The sequence below is a fragment of the Streptomyces sp. NPDC047049 genome, assembly GCF_040643995.1.
GTDB classification, from domain to species: domain Bacteria; phylum Actinomycetota; class Actinomycetes; order Streptomycetales; family Streptomycetaceae; genus Streptomyces; species Streptomyces mooreae.
On record NZ_JBEYVM010000023.1, the window covers coordinates 72,120 to 94,044 of the forward strand.

Annotated in this window: 20 protein-coding genes; 2 read left to right on the plus strand and 18 right to left on the minus strand. The window is 70.5% G+C overall.

The features are described 5' to 3' along the window. The first annotated feature begins 5 nt into the window (after positions 1 to 5). A complete protein-coding gene (locus ABZ851_RS33050; RefSeq protein ID WP_361135591.1) occupies positions 6 to 1,634 on the plus strand; it encodes a DUF2637 domain-containing protein in 1,629 nt (542 codons plus the stop codon). 744 nt (positions 1,635 to 2,378) lie between these two features. Here the strand turns inward: ABZ851_RS33050 and ABZ851_RS33055 are convergent. The 18 genes from ABZ851_RS33055 to ABZ851_RS33140 all read right to left on the minus strand — a co-directional run bounded on the left by ABZ851_RS33055 (position 2,379) and on the right by ABZ851_RS33140 (position 20,196). Next, positions 2,379 to 3,107, minus strand: coding sequence for an A24 family peptidase (locus ABZ851_RS33055; RefSeq protein WP_361135594.1), 729 nt, complete (start codon positions 3,105 to 3,107; stop codon positions 2,379 to 2,381). Between the two features lie 55 nt (positions 3,108 to 3,162). Beyond that, complete coding sequence (locus ABZ851_RS33060) at positions 3,163 to 6,576, minus strand: LysM peptidoglycan-binding domain-containing protein (protein WP_361135597.1); 3,414 nt, start codon at positions 6,574 to 6,576, stop codon at positions 3,163 to 3,165. A gap of 5 nt (positions 6,577 to 6,581) precedes the next feature. After that, complete coding sequence (locus ABZ851_RS33065) at positions 6,582 to 7,043, minus strand: pilus assembly protein TadG-related protein (RefSeq protein ID WP_361135600.1); 462 nt, start codon at positions 7,041 to 7,043, stop codon at positions 6,582 to 6,584. Between the two features lie 2 nt (positions 7,044 to 7,045). Next, complete coding sequence (locus ABZ851_RS33070; protein WP_361135603.1) at positions 7,046 to 7,492, minus strand: hypothetical protein; 447 nt, start codon at positions 7,490 to 7,492, stop codon at positions 7,046 to 7,048. Next, a complete protein-coding gene (locus tag ABZ851_RS33075; RefSeq protein ID WP_361135606.1) occupies positions 7,492 to 7,845 on the minus strand; it encodes a TadE family protein in 354 nt (117 codons plus the stop codon). The genes ABZ851_RS33070 and ABZ851_RS33075 overlap by 1 nt, the downstream gene beginning before the upstream one ends. A 64-nt stretch (positions 7,846 to 7,909) precedes the next feature. After that, positions 7,910 to 8,122 (minus strand): hypothetical protein, encoded by a 213-nt coding sequence (locus ABZ851_RS33080; RefSeq protein WP_361135608.1) that lies wholly within the window; start codon positions 8,120 to 8,122, stop codon positions 7,910 to 7,912. Positions 8,123 to 8,171: 49 nt separating this feature from the next. Further along, positions 8,172 to 9,062, minus strand: coding sequence for a hypothetical protein (locus tag ABZ851_RS33085; protein ID WP_361135611.1), 891 nt, complete (start codon positions 9,060 to 9,062; stop codon positions 8,172 to 8,174). A gap of 5 nt (positions 9,063 to 9,067) precedes the next feature. Next, positions 9,068 to 9,991: a hypothetical protein gene (locus ABZ851_RS33090; protein ID WP_361135614.1), complete on the minus strand. Its 924-nt coding sequence runs from the start codon at positions 9,989 to 9,991 to the stop codon at positions 9,068 to 9,070. Further along, on the minus strand, positions 9,988 to 11,529 hold the full coding sequence (locus ABZ851_RS33095) for an ATPase, T2SS/T4P/T4SS family (RefSeq protein WP_361135617.1): 1,542 nt from the start codon (positions 11,527 to 11,529) through the stop codon (positions 9,988 to 9,990). Before ABZ851_RS33095 ends, ABZ851_RS33090 begins: the two co-directional genes overlap by 4 nt. Beyond that, positions 11,522 to 12,397 (minus strand): hypothetical protein, encoded by an 876-nt coding sequence (locus ABZ851_RS33100; protein WP_361135620.1) that lies wholly within the window; start codon positions 12,395 to 12,397, stop codon positions 11,522 to 11,524. The genes ABZ851_RS33095 and ABZ851_RS33100 overlap by 8 nt, the downstream gene beginning before the upstream one ends. A gap of 5 nt (positions 12,398 to 12,402) precedes the next feature. After that, the gene (locus ABZ851_RS33105) at positions 12,403 to 13,095 is read right to left on the minus strand and encodes an SAF domain-containing protein (RefSeq protein ID WP_361135623.1); all 693 of its coding nucleotides are present in this window, start codon (positions 13,093 to 13,095) and stop codon (positions 12,403 to 12,405) included. Positions 13,096 to 13,131: 36 nt separating this feature from the next. After that, positions 13,132 to 14,004 carry an ATP/GTP-binding protein gene (locus ABZ851_RS33110; RefSeq protein ID WP_361135625.1) on the minus strand — a complete coding sequence of 291 codons (873 nt, stop codon included), beginning with the start codon at positions 14,002 to 14,004 and terminating at the stop codon, positions 13,132 to 13,134. Beyond that, positions 13,998 to 14,591: a hypothetical protein gene (locus ABZ851_RS33115; RefSeq protein WP_361135627.1), complete on the minus strand. Its 594-nt coding sequence runs from the start codon at positions 14,589 to 14,591 to the stop codon at positions 13,998 to 14,000. The genes ABZ851_RS33110 and ABZ851_RS33115 overlap by 7 nt, the downstream gene beginning before the upstream one ends. A gap of 257 nt (positions 14,592 to 14,848) precedes the next feature. Further along, positions 14,849 to 15,850, minus strand: a complete 1,002-nt coding sequence (locus ABZ851_RS33120; protein WP_361135630.1) for a hypothetical protein — start codon at positions 15,848 to 15,850, stop codon at positions 14,849 to 14,851. Then, complete coding sequence (locus tag ABZ851_RS33125) at positions 15,847 to 16,467, minus strand: hypothetical protein (RefSeq protein WP_361135633.1); 621 nt, start codon at positions 16,465 to 16,467, stop codon at positions 15,847 to 15,849. Before ABZ851_RS33125 ends, ABZ851_RS33120 begins: the two co-directional genes overlap by 4 nt. A gap of 17 nt (positions 16,468 to 16,484) precedes the next feature. Then, entirely contained in the window at positions 16,485 to 17,465 is a 981-nt protein-coding gene (locus tag ABZ851_RS33130) for a replication-relaxation family protein (protein WP_361135636.1), read from the minus strand. Positions 17,466 to 17,488: 23 nt separating this feature from the next. Then, positions 17,489 to 19,708 carry an ATP/GTP-binding protein gene (locus ABZ851_RS33135; RefSeq protein ID WP_361135640.1) on the minus strand — a complete coding sequence of 740 codons (2,220 nt, stop codon included), beginning with the start codon at positions 19,706 to 19,708 and terminating at the stop codon, positions 17,489 to 17,491. Then, positions 19,705 to 20,196, minus strand: a complete 492-nt coding sequence (locus ABZ851_RS33140; RefSeq protein ID WP_361135643.1) for a hypothetical protein — start codon at positions 20,194 to 20,196, stop codon at positions 19,705 to 19,707. The genes ABZ851_RS33135 and ABZ851_RS33140 overlap by 4 nt, the downstream gene beginning before the upstream one ends. A 757-nt stretch (positions 20,197 to 20,953) precedes the next feature. Here ABZ851_RS33140 and ABZ851_RS33145 point away from each other — a divergent pair. Beyond that, on the plus strand, positions 20,954 to 21,889 hold the full coding sequence (locus ABZ851_RS33145) for a hypothetical protein (protein ID WP_361135645.1): 936 nt from the start codon (positions 20,954 to 20,956) through the stop codon (positions 21,887 to 21,889). Positions 21,890 to 21,925 lie beyond the last annotated feature (36 nt).

Below are 21,925 nucleotides of genomic sequence, written 5' to 3' on the forward strand. Positions count from 1 at the left end.
CGGGGATGCCGACGAAGATCGGCCGGGCTCACCGGATCCTGATCGGCGTGGTCGTCGCCGGGGCAGCCGTGATCGCTGGCATCGGGTTCGCCGGTTCCTACGCGGCGGTTCGCGAGCTGGCCCTCAAGAAGGGCTTCGGCTCCTTCGCCTACTTCTTCCCCATCGGCATCGACGCGGGCATCTGTGTCCTGCTCGCCCTGGATCTACTGCTGACCTGGATCCGCATGCCGTTCCCGCTGTTGCGGCAGACGGCGTGGCTGCTGACCGTCGCGACAGTGGCCTTCAACGGCGCGGCAGCCTGGCCGGACATGTTGGGCGTGGGCATGCACGCGGTCATCCCGGTGCTGTTCGTCGTCACCGTCGAGGCCGCCCGGCACGCCGTCGGACGGATCGCCGACATCACGGCGGACAAGCACATGGAGGGTGTGCGGATCACGCGCTGGCTGCTGTCGCCCGTCCCGACGTTCCTGTTGTGGCGGCGGATGAAGCTGTGGGAGCTGCGCTCCTACGACGCGGTGATCAAGCTGGAGCAGGAACGGCTGGTCTACCAGGCGCGTCTGCGGTCGCGGTTCGGGCGGAGCTGGCGCCGTAAGGCTCCCGTGGAGTCCCTGATGCCACTGCGGCTCGCCCGGTACGGCGTACCGCTGGTGAAGACCGCACCGGCTGGTCTCGCCGCGGCGGGCATCGAGACTCCGATTGAGGACCTGGCGGACCAGGCTCCCGCCGAGCTGGCATCGGACGATGCCCCCCAGTACTCCCCCGGCGCACCCGCATACACCACCGAACTGGCCGGCCGCCGGGACGAGGGGACCAGCCCAGCAACCGCAGGCGTCAGCGCGAGGGAGACGCCCGAGCCGACAGTCGGCACCGCTGATCTAGCCGAAGCCTTCCACGCCTACCTCGCGCTGAACGGCAGCCACCCCAACTCTCGGCAATTCGCCCTATACCTCGCCGACGCTGGCATCACCGACCCAGAGACAGACGGCCCGCTTCCCGAAGCCACGCTTCGCCCCGCCCTGCAAGAGCTGCGCCGGGAACACCTCGCCGCGACTGGTGGCGCCATGGACGTGGTCGACCCCAAGCCTGAGCCTGAGCAGTGGCAGGTGGCTGGTGCCGGCCAGCCCACGTACAGGAGCCTGGTCGAGCACGAGCCGGCCAGCCCCGCGCCAGCCCCTTCAGCCCCGCTTCCGGAACCGGTGGCCACAGCGTCGGCCACCGGCGGGCAGGATGCGCATCATCCGGTTTCCTCGGCCACCGGACAGGGCGCGAGCGGTAAGACAGACGTCGCTTCAGCTCGACCGCCAACGATCCCGCCCTCGCGCGTGCCCGAGACCACCGGCCAGCCTGAACTGTGGGAGACCGCCTCTCAGGACACCGGTGAGGCCACAGCGCGAAAGCTGCAAGCGGAGCAGCAAGAGCTCGACCCCGAGGAGCAGAGGATCGAGCAGGTGGTGCAGTGGCTGATCGAGGCGGAGGCCACCGGTAAGAAGCTGTCTGGTGCAGAGGTTGCTCGTCGACTGGAAGTAGCCCCGCGAACGGGCCAGCGTGCGGTCGCCGCGGCCAAGGAGGTCAAGGAGGCTCGCGAGCGACAGCAGGGCCGGTCGCATCTGAGGTCGGTCACCCACCGCATGTGACCGACCGGCCGTGTCGCCGAGCCACAGCATCAGCCACGGTCGGCACGCGTCACAGGGCCACGGCGGGCTGTGGCCGATAGGCCGACAAACCTCGCTCCATCGAATCGGCCATGGCCGATCGGCGCCGTGGCCGATGGCCGATAGCCGAAGTGCCGGAGTCGGCCACACGGCCACACCTCGCCCCGCGGCGCACCTGCGGGGTATCCGACGAGGGTAAGCATCCGGGTATCCGCTCTGCGCATGGCGCAGTACCCATCGGCCACCCCAGCCAGCTCCTCACCACCGCATGCCGCGCGACGGCACACCAGCCAAAGGAACCCCCAAGTCGACCGGCGGCTGCCTCCGCCCATACCCGCCCGCAGTCGTACCCTCGCCGCGGACCCGCTTGCGGAGTTGGCTGAAGCGTCTGCCGGCAGCTGACCGGTCATGCCGTTGCCGACGAGGGTCTGGCCGATCCGCCTCGTGACCGATCCGGATTCCCAAACCGGCCATGAGCCACCGGCCACGACTGCGCGTCCAATCGGCCACGGCTGGCCACCCCGTGGCCGATGGCCGAAATCCCGGAGTCGGTCATCGGCCACGGCCGCATCGTGGCCGATGTGCTCGACGGCCATCGGCCACGCCGCAGGCGGGCCCGTCCAACTCGGGGACCTGCGGGTATTCGCTGCGGGGTAAGCAAGTGGGTAGCCGGGCCGGTGCGCGGACCGCGGGTATGCGAATCAGGTGCTGGCGGCCAGCCGGAGGTCAGGTGCTTGTGGTGAGGGCGGCGGCGAGCGTGCCGATGATGAGGAACGGCCCGAAGGCCCGTGTGCTCTTGCGGTGTCCGCGCCTGGTGAGCAGGAGCAGAACCGCGACCATGGCGCCGAGGAGATAGGTCAGGACGAGCGCGAGGACTGCGGCCTGCCAGCTGTGCCACCCGAGCACCGCACCGAGGGAGATCGCCAGCTTCGCGTCGCCCAGCCCGGTGGTGCCCAGAACGGCGAGCACGGTGAACAGCCCACCGGCCGCCGCCGCGACTACCGCGGCACGCAGAAGGCTCCCGGCCTCGTGGTGAGCGGATGCGGCGGTGAGCAACACCAGCGTGCCGACGGCGGCAGCCAGCGTCAGCAGGTTCGGCAGCCGCTGCACCGCGCTGTCGATCAGCAGAAGGCCGGCGCCTAGGAGCGCGATCCAGTACTGGGCGGCGGCGTACCAACCGGCAGCGCCACCGGCCGCGACCACGGCGAACGCGGCGGCGGTGGTGAGCTCCGGCAGCCAGGGCGCACACAGCCGGGCACGGCAGTTGGGGCAGTGGCCGCCGGGCGGAAGGAGCCGCAGGGTGTGGGGGCCCCACGTCGGGACCGGCCGCGGTGAGCAGGCCGGGCAGGTGACGTCGGCGGGCTGTCCAGCCGGGACGGCGAGAGCGACGACGAGCGGGCGCAGACCTGCTCCGGCCACAAGGCCCACAAGCGTGGCCAGCAGCTGGCTGAGCATGCGGCGGTGTCCTCTCGTGCTGCTAGACCGGTGCGCGACGGCCCGGGTCGGTTGGTCAGGCGGATTTGCTGAGCTGGGCCAGGATTTCGGCGGTGGACTCTTCCATGTCGACGCCCAACTCCATGTTGAGGGTGTCGAGCTTCTCCGCGGCCCGCTCCAGGGCGTCGTAGTTGCCGAGGGCGGCGTAGGTGCGGAACAGGATGCGGTACAGGTTCTCCATCTCGGGTGCCGCGTCCAGCCCCTTGGTTGCCGCCCACAGTGCTCCGCGCGGATCGCCCTGGGCCAGGCAGTGCTCGGCCAGGTCCGCGGACGCGTCCACGATCGCGGAAATCATGTCCTGGGCCTGGTGCTCGGCCCAGGCGTAGCGCCGGCTGTTCACGCCGGAGAACGGCCGGCCCCGCACGAGTTCGAGTGCGGCACGCAGCTGGGCTGCGGCATGCGGGCCGGGGCTCTTTGCGGCGGCCGCGGTCAGATGCTGGAAGCGGTGCCAGTCGGAATCGACGGCCGGGGCCAGGGCATAGCGGGCGTCGCTGGTGGTGGCGATGGGCGGGAAGAACGGGCTGCCGTCCTCGTCGGTGCCCAGCCACGTCCGCAGGCGGCTCACCGTGGCGTTGCGGTACTTGCGGGCGGTGTCCCGGCCGGGCCACATCGCTTCGTCCACGGCGTGATGGTCCAGGTTCGGGTGCAGCACCAGCCAGGCGGCCAGCTCGATGCAGGTGCGCTTGCGCTTGGACTCGATGGTGCCCCGGGCGCCCTCGAGGTCCACCGGGCCCAGCATCCGCACCACAGGGCCGTCGCCGTCGGCGTCCACCGTGACCTCGGGCTTCGGCGACGGCTTCGGCGTCTCCTCCAGGAGCGAGACATGCGCGTGGACGGCCGGACTACGGTGCTGCGCCGCAGACGCGGAAGAGCCGGACGGAGCGGGCTCGTTCATCTCGTCGACGGTGGGCAAGCCGTCGGCATCCTCGCCCTTGGTGTCGCCCGCGGGGGCAGGCGCCTGGTTGTCCGCTTCGGTGGGCGGCTCGTCTTCGTAGACGGCGAACTGGGCCATCAGGCTCGGCACCTGAGCCGGGGGGCTGGACGGCGCCACTGCCGGGGGAGTGACGGCCGCGGCCGCGGGCTCATCCGCTGCCGGTGCGTACTGCGAAAGGTCGGGGACGGCCTTCGGGGGAGTGGTGACGGGCTGGGCGGCGGGCACGTCGTCCGCGCGGGTCGTCGCCAGTACCTCGAGCGCGTAGGCGTAGTCCTCATCGCTGAGCGCCTGGACGTTGCACGAGACCTCCACCTCGGTGCCCGGCAGCAGCAGGGTGACCGGCCCGGCTGAGGTATCGGCCTCCACCACCTGGGCCCCCGGCAGGGCGGCTCCGCTGCTGCCGGTGGTCAACAGCGCGGTAGCCGACCGCGGATAGTCGGCAACGACCTGCCGCAGCTCCTCCAGCTCCGTGCCCGCGACGTCCTCGGCATCAGCGTCGGCGAACAGGAGGTGCGGGCTCCACGCCGCGGCGGTCTCCTCGCCGGTCCGTGCGCGTCGCAGACCCGGTGCTCCCATGACGGCCAGGGCACGTTGCTGCTCGGTGTGATGCGTCCGGATAGCGGCCCGAGCGCTGGCGATGTCCGCGTGCTCGATGACCCGCTCGGGCAGCTCCTCGCGCAGGCCGGGCGCCGACGGGCCGATGGTGGAGACGGTGAGGTGGTCGGCGAACTCCGAGGCGGCCAGCTCCAGCGCCAGGGTGCGCAGCACCCGGTGCCGGTCGGCCCCGGTGAGGTGGAGGTGACCGGCGTTCTCCAGGTCGAGCAGGATCAGGTGGCCCTGCTCGTCCCACCCGAGGGAGGCCAGCGTCGGGTAGGGGGATTCGACGTCGTCGGTCTGCTCCTGGGGCAGCAGGTCGCCCCCGCGGGTCGGGCAGGTCCACCGCTGCAGCGCGTCGGGGGCCGCGGTGAAGGGCGGCACGGGGGCCGCCGGTTCGGTCAGGTGCAGGACGATCTCGCGCGGACCGATCACCGCGGCGGACAGCGGCGGCAGCTCCCGGCCGGCGGCGGTGAGGTGGACTGCCGCGGTGCGCAGCGCCCCGTCGAGCATGGTGGTGTCCAGGGCCGCCTCAGCGGTGCGCAGGTTCTGCTCGGTGGCCGCGGCCCCGTCTTCGGGCAGGGCGATGCGGCGGCCGCGGTGCCGGCGGCGCTGCTGAAGGATGCGCCGGGTGGCCACCGCGGACAGCAGCGCGGCGGCCAGGACGCCGCCGCCGATCGCGGCGATCTGACCGGAGCTGGCCCGCGCCGAGTCCGAAGCGGGGGCGCTCTGGTGCGGTGCGGGAGTTGCCTTCGTGGGGGAGTGGGGGGCGGTGGGTTCAGCGGTCTGGGGCGCAGCGGGCTCGCGCTCGGGGGCGGACGTGTGCCCCTGCTGCCCGCCGGACTTTTCCGGGGAGGCATCTGGTGCGGGCTGGGTCTTCTCGCCGCCAGCGTCGGGCTGCTGGTGCTCGTGATGGGGCGCGGCGTTGCTGCCGTCGTCCGGCTCGTGCGTGTGCCGTTCGTGTTGCGGGGCCGCGTCCTGGTCCTGGTCGTGCTTGCCCTCGGCCGGCGGGGCGGGGGTGGCCTCTTGCTGCGGCAGGTCGACGTGCTGGCCGGGGTAGATCAGGTCGGGATCGCGGATCGTGTCCTTGTTCTCGGCGTAGATGTCGCGCCACCGGTCCCCGTCGCCGAGCTTCTTCTGCGCGATGAAGGACAGCGAATCGCCCGAAGCCACCGTGTACGGCTCGGTCTTCTTCTCGTTGCTCGTGCCGGTCTCGGCGGAGGCCGGGACGGCCGCTGCGAGGTCTGTGTGCACGCCGCTCGCCTCGGTCGGCAGGTTGACGACGGTCCCGGCGGGCAGCGTCGCGCTCTGCGGCAATCCGGGGTTCAGGGCACGGATTTCGGCGTGGCGGCGCCCGTCGCCGAGGTAGTGCTCCGCCAGGTCCCAGACGGTCTCACCCGTGGCACCCACGGTATGCCGGGGCCCGGCGTGCGCGGCCTTCTGCGCGGTCGGAGCATGCGGGGTGGAGGGGCCGGGCGCTGCTGTGGCGCTGTGGGCAACCGCGGTGGCGGGGGTCGCGGCGATTGCGGTGGCCGACGGGAGCACCAGCAGGCCGCCCAGCAGCACGGCCGCGAGACGCTGTGGTGCGGCAAGGCCCCGCACGCGCGGTGCGGTGCGGTGGCGCAGAAGGGCTGCGGCCTCCACGACCAGGGAGGCGATGAACCACGCCCACAGCACCCAGCACACCAGCGTGATGGCGGTGAACAGGACCTGCCCGTCATCCGGCGCCATCAGTGCATCCCCGATATCGCCCGCCGAGGGCACGCCGGCGGGCAGCGTGCCGACGCGCAGCAGCGCGAGCGGCAGGCCGGCGACGAGCGCGACCAGGGCCACCAGGCTGCCGGTGATGCGTACCAGGGTCAGTGGCCAGGGGCGGCGCGTGGGGGAGTGGGGGTGGGGCATGGGAGTCAGTCTCCGACCTGGTGGACGAGCTGGGCGGTGCCGTGTCCGGTGACGGGCAGTGTGGGGCGGCCGACGCCGACGAGCATGAGGCAGTGGTAGGTGTCGGTCACGCTGACCTCCAGGCGCTTGCCGCCGCCGGAGACCGTGACGGTGCCCTCCACCCCGGCCTGGTGCAAGAAGTCCCGGGCGACGGAGGCGGCGGCTTCCGGGTCGACGACGACCTCCCCGCCCGGGATGGCCTTGCCGGCGTCGATCTGCTGACCGCCCGCCCGTGCTGCGGCGTTGGCGACATCGTCGGCGTGCGCGGAGGCTTTGAGCTGCCCGCCGCCGTCCACGACGAGGGCCAGCAGGCCGAGAAAGACCATGCCGACGATGATCCAGAACAAGGTGGCCGATCCGCGGTCTCCGTCTGCGCTGTGGCAGCGGCGGCGCAGAAACCGTCGGAAGGTGGCGGGCAGGGGCAGCATGGTCACTCCGCGCGGTCGGCGTACTGGTCCAGCGCGCTCGTGGCGGTGGCGGTGAGCGTCTTGGAGCCGGGCAGGCCCGGGACCGTCAGCTGGGAGAGCGGGACGGTGCAGGTGACGGTGGCGGTCACGCTCGCGGCCTGTCCGAGCGGTGCGTTGAAGGAACTGGTGTCGATGCTGACGGTCCGGCTGGTGCAGTTGCGGTCGTCCTGACGCAGGGCCGCGGTGGCGGCGGCGCGGCCGCGGACCTGGGCGGTGTCCGCGTCGGCGGCCTGCGAAGCAGCGCGGGCCGCGCTGTTGGCGGCGTTGTCGACGGAGCTGTCGAATACCCCGGCGAGGCCGTAGGCGGCGAGCAGTCCCAGGAAGGGCAGCAGGAACGTCACGCAGATGACGGTTTCCAGGGTGTAGGTGCCCCGGTCGTCCCGCCAGCGCAGGCGGTGCAGTTTGGTCATCACGGCCCCACGTTCCAGCGCTCGACCGGCACTTCGGCGGACTTGGTGACCTGCGGGGTCCAGCCGGGCACCAGCGAGAGGCTGGTCCCGGTCACCGTTATGCGGACCCGGTCGGCGGTGGAGCTGGCCGAGGAGACGTTCGTGCCCTTGATGAGGTGGACCCCGGCGAGCCAGCTGCGGGCACGGGCGGTGCCGTCCGCGGGGGATGCCTGGTAGGCGGCGCCGGCGGTGGCGGCCTTGCGGGCCGCGGTCAGCGCGGCCTCCTGGGCCAGGTACCACATGCCCAGCTGTAGCCCGGCGCACAGGATCAGCATGATGACCGGGGCGATGATGGTGAACTCCAGGGTTCCCATTCCCTCATCGCCCCGCATGCCTGCGCACCGCGCGCACCACCGCTGCCTCCAGCTCCGCCACATGTCAGAACGAGCTCTTGAAGGTGTTCATCAGCTCGTTGAACTTGCCGTTGAACGCGACGCCGAAGGCGGTGGCGGCGACGATGAGGACGGCGCCGATGATGAGCTTTTCCAGGGTCTCCAGGCCGGCGTCGCTCCGGCTGCTCGTCATGCGGGCAACGACGGTCAGCCAGCGGTCGGTCAGCCGGGAGCGCAGGGTGCGGGCGGTGTGCTTCATGGGATTTCCCCCTTCGGTGGTGGACTTCTGATCGGTGCCGCCGGAGCGGTCAGGTACTGATGAGGGCCTGGAACAGCGGATAGCCGAGGGTCGCGAAAAGGATGACGAACAGCACCGTGCCCGGCACCACGCTCTTTTCGGAGTCGGCGTTGGCCTCGGCCTGGACGTCGGTCTGCAACCGCTTGCGCAGCGCTTTGGCCTGCGTCTCCAGCGCCGCGACGATCGAGGCGCCCTCGCCGCCGGCATGCGCGAACGTATCCGCCGGTCCGGCCAGTTCGGGGACGTCCAGCTGCTCGGAGAGCGCCTTGAGCGCGTCCCAGGGCGGTGTGCCCGAGAGCCGGGCCTGGTCCAGCGCGGCCCGGATCCGCACATAGACGCGCCCGTCGCCGACGGCCGCTGTCTCGTACAGGGCCCGCTCGGCGCCGGAGTGCGCACCGCGCTGCAGCCGGGCCCGCTCCATCAAGGACGCCACCGCATACCGGTACTCCAGCCGCAGCTTGGTCGCCTTGGAGCGCACGTTGGTGTCGGCGGAGACCCACATGATCGCCGCGAACATCACCGAGACGAACAGCGGCACCACGAACGGCAGCGGCACACCGAGCAGCGCGGCCATGGCCAGCGCCATCTGCGGCATCGCGAAGCCACCGATGGCGCCGATGACCTTGTCACCGACGTGCTTGGCCGGTGAGATCCCCAGCAGATCCAGGTCCTTGCGCGGTACTCCCACCCGGTCACCGGCGGACCCCAGGACGCGCGTGCCGACCTGCTCGGTCCAGATCGCGCTGCGCGAAGCCCCCGGCGCCGTGGAGTTCTGCGGGGCCGGAGTGGTGTTCTCCAGGCGGTCGAGGACGCTGCCCAGGTCCGGGCGGGACGGCAGCAACTCCCGCACCACCAGGAAGGCGCCGCCGCCGATCATCGCGCCATACACGGCGCCTGCCATCGACATCATCCAACGCCCCCCTGCCCGGCCATCGCGGCCTGCTTCGTCTCCTCGGCCGCACGCGGCCGCAGCAGCCGCGGCGACGGTTTGACCGCGCACAGGCGCCGCAGCCACACCAGGGCCCCCACGAATCCGGCGCCCATCAGCAGCAACCACATCTGCCCGCCCGCGCTGTTGTACGCGGGGCCGAAGCTACTGCCCATGGTGAAGCCCATGGCCAGCACGATGATCGCCACCCAGCGGGTCTGCGTCCTGACCTTCTGGCGGTCCGCGTCCACCGTCCGTAGCGACGCGGCCTCTTCGGCCGTCAGGTCGGAGAGGGTCTGCAGCGTCTCGACCATGCCGCGACCGCGGTCGCGGATGTGGGTGATGAACACCAGCACCACGTTGTCGACCGCGCCGTCCTCGAAGTCGTCGGCGAACGCACGGTAGGCCGCTTCCGGATCGACGCCCATCCGCAGACGGGCCTCCAACGTGCGCACCGGGGCGTGGATTTCAGCGGGTACCTGGCGCATCGCGCCGCTGATCGCGGCCTCCAGGGTGTGCCCGACGACGTGCGCGCCGGCCAAGTGCTGCAGCCAGCGCGACAACGCCTCCAGCCGCACGATGCGGCGGGTGGAGGTGACCGACGGATGCCAGATCCAGGGGAACCCGGCCACCACCGCGGCGGCCAACAGCCCCTGAACGGGCCGGGCCGTCCAGACCCACACCGCGACCGCAACAACGCCGGAAGTGACGACGATCCACCGGTAGCGCTCCGCCCACGCGCCGGGCAGCGACTCGCACACCCGCTGCCACAGCGAGGCTCGCTGCGGCCGGGCGCGATCCGCTGCGGCCGCCGGCTTGAACGACCGTACGGAGAGAACGATGCCGGCCACTATCAGCAGGCCGCACAGGGCGCCGAGCATCCCGAGCTGTCCCAGACTCATCGGCGCACCAACTCCATCGGCTTGGGCCAGCGTCCGTACTGTTCCTCGGTCAGCCACCGCTTGTCGAAGCCGGTGTCGGCCAGCTCCTGCATCACCTCGCCGGTCGGCAGGTCCTTCGGCACTCCTCGCGGGTCTCCGTCGCCGGCCGGCGCGAAGATGCGGCTGAAGGCGGGCTGGCCGCCTTCGCCGGGGGTGACTTGGAGGACGTCGGAGACGTAGCGGTGGCGGCGGCCGCCGATCTGCGTCTGGTCGGTCTGCCGGATGAAAACCACGAAATCCACCGCGTTGGCGACGAGCTGGTGGGTGGAGTCGACGTCCTTGCCGGCGCTCTGGCACAGCTGCACCAGACGGGGCAGGACCAGGCGCGGGTAGGCGGCGTGCAGGGTGCACATGCTGCCGCGGCCGCCGGAACTCATCGCATCGAGCATCGGCACGACCTCGGTGGAGCGGACCTCACCGACCACCACGCGCGTGGACAGCATCCGCAGCGTGTGCGGATACATGTCGGCAATCGTGATCCGCCCGGTCTCCCGACCGTCCTTGCCGACCTCGCCGTTGGAAGCGCGCTCCTCCATCGCCATCACGTGCGCAGCGACGTTCGGATCCTCGTCCAGGAACAGCTCGCGGTCGGTCTCCAACGTCACGATGCGCTCACCCGCGCCGACCTTGCGCACCAGTGCCCGCAGCAGCGAGGTCTTGCCCACGCCCATGTCCCCGGCGATCAGCATCGTCTGCTTCGCCGTGACCAGCCCCCACAGGAACGCGCGCAGCGCCGGGCTCAGCGTGCCCCATTCGACGAGGTCCTCCAGGGAGGCGCTCATGACGCGGTGGCGGCGGATCGCCATGGTGGGACGGGTGGTCAGCAGCGTCGCCGCGACACGGGAGCGGTCCGGGAGCCGGAAATTGACCATGGGGGTCGCAGGGTTCAGGACACGGTCGCCGTGCCCGGAGCGCGCGGCGAGCCGGTTGATGAGCGCGACCAGGCTTTCGTCGTCGTCGGCTACCGGGTCGACGCGCTGGGTGGGCCGGTCGAAGTAGTCGACGAGGACCTGGTCGCCGTCCACGACGATGTTCTCGACGCTCTCGTCCTCGAGGTGCTGCTGGAGCGGGCCGGCCTTGAACAGTGCATTGATGATGGCCTGCCGGATGGTCTCCAGCTGGGGGCCGGACAGTGGCCGCGTTGTACGGGCGTGCTCGACGGCCCAGGCCGACACGCGCTTGGCGACCAGGGAACGGGCAAGCTCCAGCTGGTCCTCCGCGCTGAGCCGGCTCTCGCTCTTGCGTTCCTGTTCCACCAGGTCCTGCGAGACCGCGTCCTGAAGCTCCCGGATCACGGCCCGCGAGACAGGCAGCACACCGGGCAGCTCGGCCAGGCGGCCGGGGCCGGCCGCGTCGCCCTTGGAGAGCTGTACCTCAGCCTCCGACGACGGCGGGGGAGCCGGCGTGGGGGCGCCGCTGTGCTGGCGCTGCGCGAGCACATCCTTGAGCATCCCGGACAGGGCAGTGCCGTTCACGGGGAAGCCGTTGCGGTCAGCCACTGATCGTCACCTCCTGGTGCGGGGCGGTCAGCCGCTGGACCACACCGGCAACTACCGGCGACGTCACGGGCGGCGGGGGCAGCTGCATCCGCAGCCGGCGTGTGCTGGCGTCCACCTCGGCGGCGCGGGCCGCTTCCCGGGCGTGCTTGAGCAGCCGCATCGCGCCCGGCTTCACCTGACGGGTCGTGCCGTGGGTGAGGATGCGGGCGGTCTTCTCCTCCCACGGCAGTGTGCCGATGACCGGGATCTCGAGGCGGCGGGCGATGTCGTGGCCTGACACGTCGCCCTCCTGCACCAGCAGCAGCCGCAGTGCGTCAGCGCCCGTACCGCGCTCCGCCAACTCCTTCTGGAGGGAACGGGCGACGGGCAGCGTCTGCGCCACGCTGGTCATGGTGTTGCGCATGACCAGCAGGACCAGGTCGGCGCGGTGCAGCAGCGGCCGCGGGAAGAGGGAGGGATGGACTCCGCCCGGCTCGAGGACGACCCGGCCGGCATCGATGACGACGTCGTATCCGGCGTGCTGGTCCATGGCCTGAAGCAGCAGGCTGAGCGGCTCCCAGGTCTGGGCGAGGGCCGCGGCTTGCAGCGGATCGGTCAGGCCCGGCAGCCACAGCCGGCTGCCGGAGGCATCCAGGCGGCGTAGGTGCGCCTCGAAGGCTTCCGCGAGGGCGCCTTCGCGGTCGGCCTGGGCCAGGTGCCACAGGCCGACTTCGCCGCCCCACTCGCCCATGCGGTAGCCGGTCCGGATGGAGCCGCCCTTGGCGTCGGCCTCGGCGAGCAACGACGGCCGCGGGCCAGCCAGTGCCATGGCCAGGGAGGAGACGGTCACCCCACTCGCGTGTGCTGAGGTCAGCGCGATCACGGACATCGTGCTCAGCCCTTCGCAGCGAGCACGATGGCAACCCGGCCTGTTGCGGCACGGGCGGCGAGCCGGGCGCTGTCGGTGGAGTCGACGGCAACCTGGATGACGACGGCCCCCGCGGCGTTGGGCGCCCCGACCTTGACGACCTTCGCCTCGATCTCCTCCGGGCTCGCCGTCTTCGAGCCTGCGGCCGGGGCCGCCTCGTCCTTGCCGGGCGTGGAGACGACCTTGACCTGATCGCCGGGAGCGAGTGCGTCGGCCGGCGCGGCGCCACGCTGGACCTCGACGGCCACGAGCTCCTGGCCGTCGGGCAGCGTCTTGCCTCCGTGGATCTGCGAGTTGGCCAGCAGCTCACCGCGGTGCAGCGGAGCGGTGGCACGCCTGCCGATCACGCTGTCCTTCTCGCTGGCCTTCACCGGTTGCAGGGCAGGGTCTTCGGGCAGTGCTGCGGTGGTCAGGTCCTCGGCGGTGATTTCCTGTCCGGCCGGGACGTCCCGGGCGACGGCCAAGACGTCGACCCGGTCTCCGGCACTGCGCACGAGCATGGAGGTGCCCAGGATGCCGACGAGGGTGATCAGCACGCCGAGCACCAGGGTGGAGCGTTTGCGGCGCCGGGGCGCGGGGCTGGCCCCGATCGGTGTCTCGGGCCGCAGCGGGGGCGCGGTGGTGGGGGCAGGGATCTGGGGGGTGCTGGAGTGATTCATCGCGCCCGACTTTCCGTTACGTGCTGGTCCGCGGAACTAGTTGAGGACCTTGAGCTGGCCGATGCTGACCTGGGTCTGCGACTGGCGGGTCTGGGTGATCTGACCGGTCTGGCCGCCGCCACGCCAGTCGATGCTCCAGGTGGCAGTGGCGGTGACCGGATACTTCTTGCCCGGCTCGTCCTTGGAGGAGTGGCGGTAGCGGTATCCGCAGTCCGGCGAACTCTGCTTCCCGTACGACGACTTGTAGGGCGTGCCGGCCGTGGTGCAGGTGACCTGGTGGCCGTCGCCCATGTCCCACACGATCTGGTCGACCTTCGCCGTGGCAGTGACGGTGACCGCGCCTGTGGACGCCGTGGCCGTGTTGGGCCCGTACGCCTCTGCGGTCTTGGCGGTCCACATCCACACGGGCAGCCCCACCAGGCCCTTGCCGCCCGGCTTCGGCACGATGCCGATGTCTGGGCCGCGTAGCCGCATCTTGTCCACGGCTCGCTGGGCGAGGACGGCGGGGTCGACGCCGCCCTTGGGCGGGTTAGCCGCCCACACCATCCTCGTAATTGAGAAGTCGTCGCTGTTCTTGTAGCGGCAGGTCTGTTCGTACACGGCCCCGTCGCCGGGCTTGTGGCCTTCCCAGTCCGGGCTTCCCGCCGGCGGCTGGGGGGCCGCCTTCTTGTAGGTGCAGGTCACCGGTGAAGTGCGGCCTTTGCCGTCACTGCTGTTGCTTCCGCCCGTGTTCGTCTGCTGGCCGCGGCCGGAACTGCCCGGCTCCTTGGCTTCCACCCGGCAGGAGAACATGGTGCAGTCTGCGCTGCCGGTGCCGGGCTTCGGACCGTCCGCGGCATAGGCGTTACCGGAGACGGCGGCAGCGATCAGGAGGGCTGCGGTGATGGCGGCGCCGCGCCGCCTCAGCATCGCCGGTCCTGGGGCTCGTCACGGGTGACGCGCCAGCCTTCGGGCCAGCGCTCGACCGTGGACTGGATGACGTACTTGGTCAGGCGGTCCGACGGCAGCGTGACCGGCTTCTTGGTGTCGGCCTTGACCGTTTTCCACTTTGAGATGTCCAGGCAACTGGAGATGACCGCGTAGTCCAGCTTGCCGTGTGTGACGACCTTGGTGACCGTCGGGTCCTTGACGGTGACATGGCCCGTGAGCAAGAGGCCACGGCCGTGGGCGCGCTTCGCGTCCTGCTCGGCGTTCTTCAACGCGGCGGATGCGGCGTACTGCTTGAGCTTCGCGCTCTTGCCGGTGCGGTCGGCGTAGAGCTTCTCCACCTCATTCCAGTAAGCCTGGTAGGCGGCGATTGCTTCCTTCTTGGCGGTCTCGGTGAGGTCCGCCGACTTGGTGGGCTGGGCCGCCGACGGCGTGGGAGAAGCCTTCGGTGTGTCAGAGGCGCCGCTGCACGAGGTGACTGCCAACGTCGCACAACCTGCGGTAAACAGCGCGATCATGCTGTTCTTGAGCGGCCTGCGGTACCGGTCCCGGCTCCGTGCGGTTCGCATCAGTGCTCCCTCCCCTAGGGCGCGATCTACAAGCAGTTTTGTGGGTCTGTTGCTGTGGAACGGTTTTCTTGATCACTCACCGCAAGGGCGCGAATGAGCCATACGGGTGGCCGGACCTGCACGATACCTGCGAATTTGCAGACCGCGAAGTCTGTTTTTGTGGGACGGTCAAGGCATCTCCGGCAATTCGGTGCGGAGCGGTAGCCGACTTCCAGGCGCGGGTGCCGACAGATGTGACGAGAATCCCGATATGACACCTAGTCAGCGATCTTGCCCTCAAAAGTGCCCTCAGCGCTTCCCAGGTCGGTCACCTCGACCGTCACCGACTCCGCCTTAGCCCCCTTGGGCAGCGAGAAATGGAACGTATGGGTAGCGGCACGCTGCGGAGCGATGAAGCCGGTGTCCGCGGCGCCGGCCCCGCCGGGGATCAGGTCGGCTTCCTTCAGCTCGTCGCCGTAGTAGACGCGCAGGCTCTTCTTCATCGGCGTGTAGGGCAGATCCGCCACTTCCGCGGTATTGCGCACGGTCAGCTCCCCGGAGAACGTGGCCCTGCCACTGGCGGTGCCCTCCGGCCGGACATGGTCGACGGTCATCTGCGGATCCGCCTTCCACTGACCGAACGCCAGCGTCTTGCGGGTCTCCGGTGCCGGCCGCGGGTGGAGGACAGCGTCCTTGCGAGCAGCTGCTCCGGGAAACGGGCCCTCGAAGAAGGCGACGTCGCCGGTGTCCCCGAACATCGTCGTGGGGCGCGTGGTGAGGGTGACCGGCTCTCCGGCCGCGTCGGCCGGCACCGCGACTCCCACCGTCAGGGTGTAGGCACCACCGGGCTTGACCTGCGGCGGATCGTCGCTGATCGCGTCGGGAATCCCCTCGATGCCGGTGTCGGTGAACTCGGCGGCGGGCCGTCCCATCGCCCCGTACCGGACCGTGGGGGAGAGGTCCAGCAGCTGCTGAATCTCGTTGGTCTTGTTGGTGAGCGTCCAGGTCATCTTCGCCGCACGCCACCCCCGCGGCAGACCCTTGGCCCTCGAGGTCGGCGTCACCCGGGTCAGCGCGGAGGGCGTCAGCTTCCAGGTCCCCTCTTCCGTGGTGACGCCCTGGCCGAGCCGGTGCATGCCCTCGGGCAGCTCACGCTTCACCTTCTGCACCTTGGGCTTGCTGTCACCGGCGGGAGGCTGCTTCGCGGGAGGACTTCCGGTGCACCCCGTCACCAGCCCCGCCACCGTCGCGCCGAGCACGGTCCATCCGGCCTTCCTCACTGCTGCCCCCTCGCGTGCGACCACCAGGACGTCGCGCCCTGACGGGGCGCCGATTCTGCCAGCTCACAGGCTCCAAGATCAGGTCCACGGGAGACGGGGCCGGAATCCGACACCTCCGGTGGCGACGCGTCGTCCGCGTCTTCCGCCTCGAACGTCTTCTGCGACCACCAGTCCGCAGGCGCCGGCTGCCGCTGCACCGAATCCTCGCCCTCCGAACCGCAGCGAGAGGCAGCCGACTCCGATGCTGGCGCACCCTCCTGCTCCGGCACGCGAGGACGGCGGGCGCGGCGGGTGTCATCGGTAAGAAGGTCCCCGATCGTGCCGCGGCCGTCGGTCTGGTGGTGCCATCCGGCCAGCACCTCACGGACGATGGAGCGGGCCAGCAGCCGGTAGGAGTCCGGGCAGTGTTCCCGCTCGGACAGCCACGACAGATGCCGCGTGTGCGTGTGCAGGGCGATCATCTCGGTCACCAACGGCCCTAGCGGCTGAGCCACCGTGGCGAATTGCGCGCACCGCTCGGTATGCCGTTCCGGGAAGGCGGTGACGTCGACAACGGCGACGCCTCCTAGGGACTCGGCCGGCAGGCTGCGGCGCCTGTGGCGAAAGAAGCGGAACATGTCTCTCTTTCCTCGACTCAGGCCACGGACGTGGCAGCGGCAGACGGGCGCAGCAGGACGTCGGTCGGCTCGGTATCGCCGAGGACCGGCGTGACGATCGGCGCGAACGGCCCATGAACGCGGAGCTGTTCGAGGGTGGTCACTGCGGCCTGCAAGTCTGTGGCGGCCGGCTGTAGACGTGTGTCCGCGGCCGCCAGGGCCCGCAGATCGTCGGCCCGCTTCGCTAGCTGGCGCTGTGAGGCGCCGTCCAGCACGAGCAGGACCCGGGGGAAGGACGGGTAGCGGGCGCGCCATGCCTCCCGCCGGTACCCGCCTGCGGCCTTCGGCCGGCCGCGGCCCGGGGCCGGCTGGGGGACGTAGCGGGCGTAGCGGGCGTAGGCGTGCAGCTTCGCGGCCAGGCGGGCGATGCTCATCGTGGCGCGGTCGATCTCGCAGAAGAAGGTCAGCAGCATCCGCTGCTGTCCGCCGTTGCCGGCGGGGGTGGTGTGGATGTAGCGGAGCACGGCATCGGGCACCAGGACCGCCTCGTCGCCCAGGCGGCTATCGCCGTCGCGGACGCGGTGGGCGACTTCGGGGTCCCAGTCGAGCGGGCCGCACTCATCTCCCAGGCGCCGGGCGTGCTGTACGAACGCGAGGCCCAGCTCGTTGACGGCGAGCGTGTGCTCCTGAAGCTGACTGGCAGCCGCGTCCTCGGTCATGCGGTAGGGCCGCGGTGCGAGCTCCCCGCCGGTCTCGACGACCTCGCAGCCCAGCGCGGTGGTGTACCACAGGAGTTCGCCGGCGCGGCTGGTGCGGCGGACCGACGCGTCGACCATGCCGCGGCCGTGGAGCACTTCCAGCTGCCGGCGGACGTAGCGGGTGGAGGTGGCGGCCGGGCGCAGGAGCTGGGTGAGCTGGCTGGCGGTCAGCAGCCGGTGGCGGTAGAGGACGGGCAGGATCTCCTGCCCGAGCTGGGACAGACCCCGGTCCGTGGGGTCCAGAAAACGTGGGCGTGGCATCGGAAGCCTTTCTGTGAAGTGGGTCAGACCGGGCGGAGCGTGCGGACCACGTCGCCGGACCCGGGGCCGGCCGGGCGCGGCGGAGGTGTCCGGCCGGTGGTGAGGTGGGCGAGGATCGCGTCGTCCAGGCCCCGCTGGGTCGCGAGAATCTCGCCGACCGTGCGGCGGCTCAGGTTCTGGTCGATCGCCTTGTCCAGGGCAGGCAGCCCTGCCTCGTTGCGGTATTCGGCGAAGACCTCATCGACCGCAACGCCGCGGACCCTGAAGGGCGTGCTCCTCTTACCGCGGAGCATGACCGACTGGATGTACTCGTACTTGTCCAAGCTCAGCACCGTCTCCGCGTCGATCCCCGGCAGGCGCTTGGTCACGAAGCCGGCCTCGTCGAAGTCCGCCGCCGTCGCCGACAACAGCGACTGGTTCTGCATGAGGGCGGCCCGGGTCTCGGGGGACAGCCGCATCGCCATCTGCGTCATCCCCATGAACCGAACCTGAAATTTGCGCAGCTGCTCCAGGATCTTGGCGACATGGCCGTGGGAGGCACCGTCAACAGCGGTCAGCTCGTCAGCCCACGCCCAGAACGTCGCCAGGTCCTCCACCGCGGTGTCGATGCGCGACATCCCGGCCCGGAACAGGTCGAACAACAGCAGAGCCGTGACCAGCTCATCGCTCTCTCCGGTGCCGGACGGGCACACGAAGACGACCTGCCGCTCGTCCATCGCCCGACGCACGTCATAAGACGACCTGGGGGAGCCCAGGAACGCCCGGAGAGACAGCGAGTTGTCCAGCCGGTAGAGCGCGCTGGTCACCGGGTTACGCGCGGCGGCCTCCAAGTCAGGAAAGGACCGGCGCCAGTAGGTCGTCTCCGCAGGGTCCAGGACCGCCAGCACCGCCTCGCGCCACTCCTCGTCCTCCAGCAGAGTGCGGAGCTGGAAGACCGTCGGCTGCAACTCCGGATGCCCGGTGCTCACCAGGTGATGGGAGAGCAGGGCGAGCGTGCGTGCCGCGCTGGACAAGAGCGTCCGCGCACGGGTGGCGTGCTCTCCCCAGGAGTGGGCGGAGGCGACCGCGCCCACCACCGAACCGATGACGTCCTGGGTCTCCTCAACAGCCCGGCCCTCCATGGACAACGGGTTCCAGCACGCCATCCGGTCGCTCATCGCCGGCCGGGCCAAGTTGATCTCCCACACCCGGCTGGCGACCGCGGGGTGGGCCAGATAGGGCCGCACCCGCTGCCACGCCGCACCATGCGGGTCCAGGAACCAGGCCCCGTCGCCGGCGTAGGCACGGGCCAGACACTGCACCAGGCCCATCTCCGTCTTGCCGAACCCCGACTTGCCGTAGAACGCGCCGAAGAGCACATCGGCGGCCCGAGCGCCGGCAAGCCGCTCGGTACCGTCCGGGCCGGTCACCCGCCCCAGCGGCAGAACATCGCGCTGCCCCGTCCAAGTCGGCAGCGCGGCGGGAGCCGGCGGGACGACGCCGCCACACCGCACCACATTCGGTGCCTCGCAACGTGCAGAAGGGGGCTTGAGCAGCCCCGCGATCTCCTGCCACGTCACCCACTGCCGACGGGCGGGCGCGAAGTCCCCCCGCTCCAGCCGCCGGTCGAAACGGTCCCGCAGCCACCACGCACTCGAATACCGACGCCACGGGCCCCACTTCGGGCCGACCGGCACGAAGCGGTTCTCGCCGCTAAATGCCTCCATCGCCGCCAACATCTGATGCAGGCGAGCCTGCGCCTGCTGCGGATGCCGGGCCACACACCGCACCAGCGCCTGGAGGGCGAACACCTCAGCACCGGGAGTGAACTTCCCTACCCCCTCGGACAGGTCACTCTGCCGCGGCACCCGCGCCGTCCGCTTGGCCCCTCCACCTGCGGAGACACCCAGACCGTCACGCAGGATCTCCATCGCGCCGCCCGCGCGGCCAGCCCCGCCGAGCTGCTCGCCGTACGCGGACGGCCCGCGCCGGGCGGCGCGCCGCATCAACGCACGGCGCCGACGGGCCACCTTCCGGCCAGGCACCGGGACCAGGTCGACGACCAGCTCGGCCTCTTCACCCGCCTCGGTGCGCACCTGGGCGAACACGGCCGCCACGTGCTCCAGAGGGTCGGGGTCCAGCCCGGCCTTGCCCAGCGGACGGTGATCCGGCCCCGCCAGCACCAGCTCAGCCCGCGCCACGTAACGCGGCCCCTCCACACTGCTGTCCTTGGCGGCGGCCTTGGTCAGGTTGACGGTGCTCACCACGAACCACCCCGCTTCAGCGGCGCAGCACCAGCGAACCGGATGCGCCACCGTCGCTCGGAGGGAGCTTGAGGAGCGGCGACTTCGACCCGCCGATATCCGGATTGCCGCAACACTCCAGCCGACCGCTTCGGGCCCTCCCACCAGTAGTGCAGGCGTCCCTCCTCACCCGCCACGACTCGTACGCGCACCGCGGCCGCGCGCCGTGGAAGCGTCCCGCTGGCCGAACGCACACTGGCCAGCCGGCCCGCCACGCGACCTACCTCCAGCACGTCCGGGTCGAACGTGGTCGCCGGCACCAGCTCCACCCGCGTGCGGTCGGAAAGTTCGCGCACCGCCCGACGGCGCCACCACACCGCGGCCGCCACCCACACAGCCGCAGCGCCAAGACCGACAAGGGCGATCCACCACAGGCTCGCCAGACCGGCCTCGATCAGCGTCCACAGCCAGTGCCCCACCTCCGACGTACGGGGCAGGATGCCGGTCACCGCAGGTCCCGCTGGCTCGTCGTGACTCCGTGCGGATTCATCTGTGCCTCCTCGCCGGGCGGCATACCTTGCCGCCTCAGACAGAGAAGGGAGGCGAATCCGCCCTGATGTGACACACGGGCCTCACCTTTTTCTCTTCGTTGAGCGAGTGGCCTCACGGACCGACCGACTGCACCGGTGAAGGCATCAGATATCGAACGTGACGCTCGTACCGCACGAGTTCGTAGCGGAGGGGAGCGGTGGACGGCCACGAGGGGCGCGTTGGAGGCATCCGTTGCGGATTCTGCGGCTGCGCGCCCGATGGTCGCCCAGGAGGGGGAGCCCGGTGCCCACCCGACGCGACAGGCGGGCCGGCGTCGCTCCCGCAATCACCGCAACAACCGAAACGGCCCGCCGCAGAAACCGACGGACCGTCACAAAAGATCAAGGTTAGTATTCCGAGTTCACCGTGTGACGCACGGGAGTCGAGGGCACCGCGATACATGCCGATTCGATGGGCCACCCTCATGGCGCCATGAGCCTGTTGAGCCCGCCGGCACCCGACCGTCCTCTTCTGGCTCTGCCATCTCAAGGAAATCGGGGGATTTCAGTGACAACACCGCCGCAACCTCAGCCGCAGCCGGACCCGTCCCAAGCTCCTCAGCCTGCCCAGCACCAGACGCCACAACCCCCTGCCTACGGGCAATCCGTTGCGCAGCCTCCCCAGCCCGGGGCCTCCGGTCAGTGGCAGGCACAGGGCCAGGGCTACGATCAACCGATGGCCTGGGGACAGGCCCCGGCAGGTAGCCCGTATCCGGCCTGTCGGATCTGTGGCGCCATACCTGCTGCGGACGTGACCGTTCGCGGACACCAGGGCATTCTCATCATGATGCGGTTCCAGAGCTTGAAGGGCCCCTTCTGTCGGAATTGCGGCACAGCCGTGCTGCGCGAGATGACTGGAAAGACGCTCTGGCAAGGCTGGTGGAGCCCGTTCTCAGTGATTGCCTTCACCCCTTTCACGCTGATCTCGAATCTCACGGTCAGGGCCAAGCTCAACAAGCTCCCACCACCGGTTCCAGGGCAGCCCGGCCAGCAGCTCGATCCGGGAGCACCGCTGCGCCGACGGCCCGCCGCTTTGGGGGCGTTGATCCCTTTGGTCTGGGTGCTGTTCTTGGTCATTCAGAACGCGATTCACCCCGCCGGTGCCGCGACCAGCGAAAGCGTCAAGCGCAGTGCTCTCAAGCTGGGTCAGCCAAGCCCCCAAGCCCAGGAAGTCCTGGACGATGACATGAAGGAAGGCAAGTTCGTCATCACGCCGCAGCGGGTCGTCATGGGCAAGCCTTCCGACCTCGACGAGTGGGACGAGGTGGGGAAGGAGAAGATGTACCCAGGGGCCACGCTGGCGTGGCTGTATGTGAACGCGAAGTTGGTCGGTGGTGACACCCCGCTCAGCGGGCCTACGGTGACGGCGGGCAGGGTCGGGTTGCTCTCCGAGGGCGGCCGCCAGGGGACGCCGTTGACCTTCCTCGAAGACCTGAAGAGCAGGCCGGCCGACTGCCAGCCTGAAAAGATCAGCGCCACTTGGCGGAAGGGCGAGGACCACACCCTGTGCGTACCCTTCGTGGTACCGGAGGCCCGGAAAATCACGACTGTTACGTACACCCGCAATGCCCTCGACACCGCGCCCTGGTTGAAGTGGGCCATCGATTCGTGAATAGATCGGGTCCGCGCCAGTGGCCAGGTGACTCTC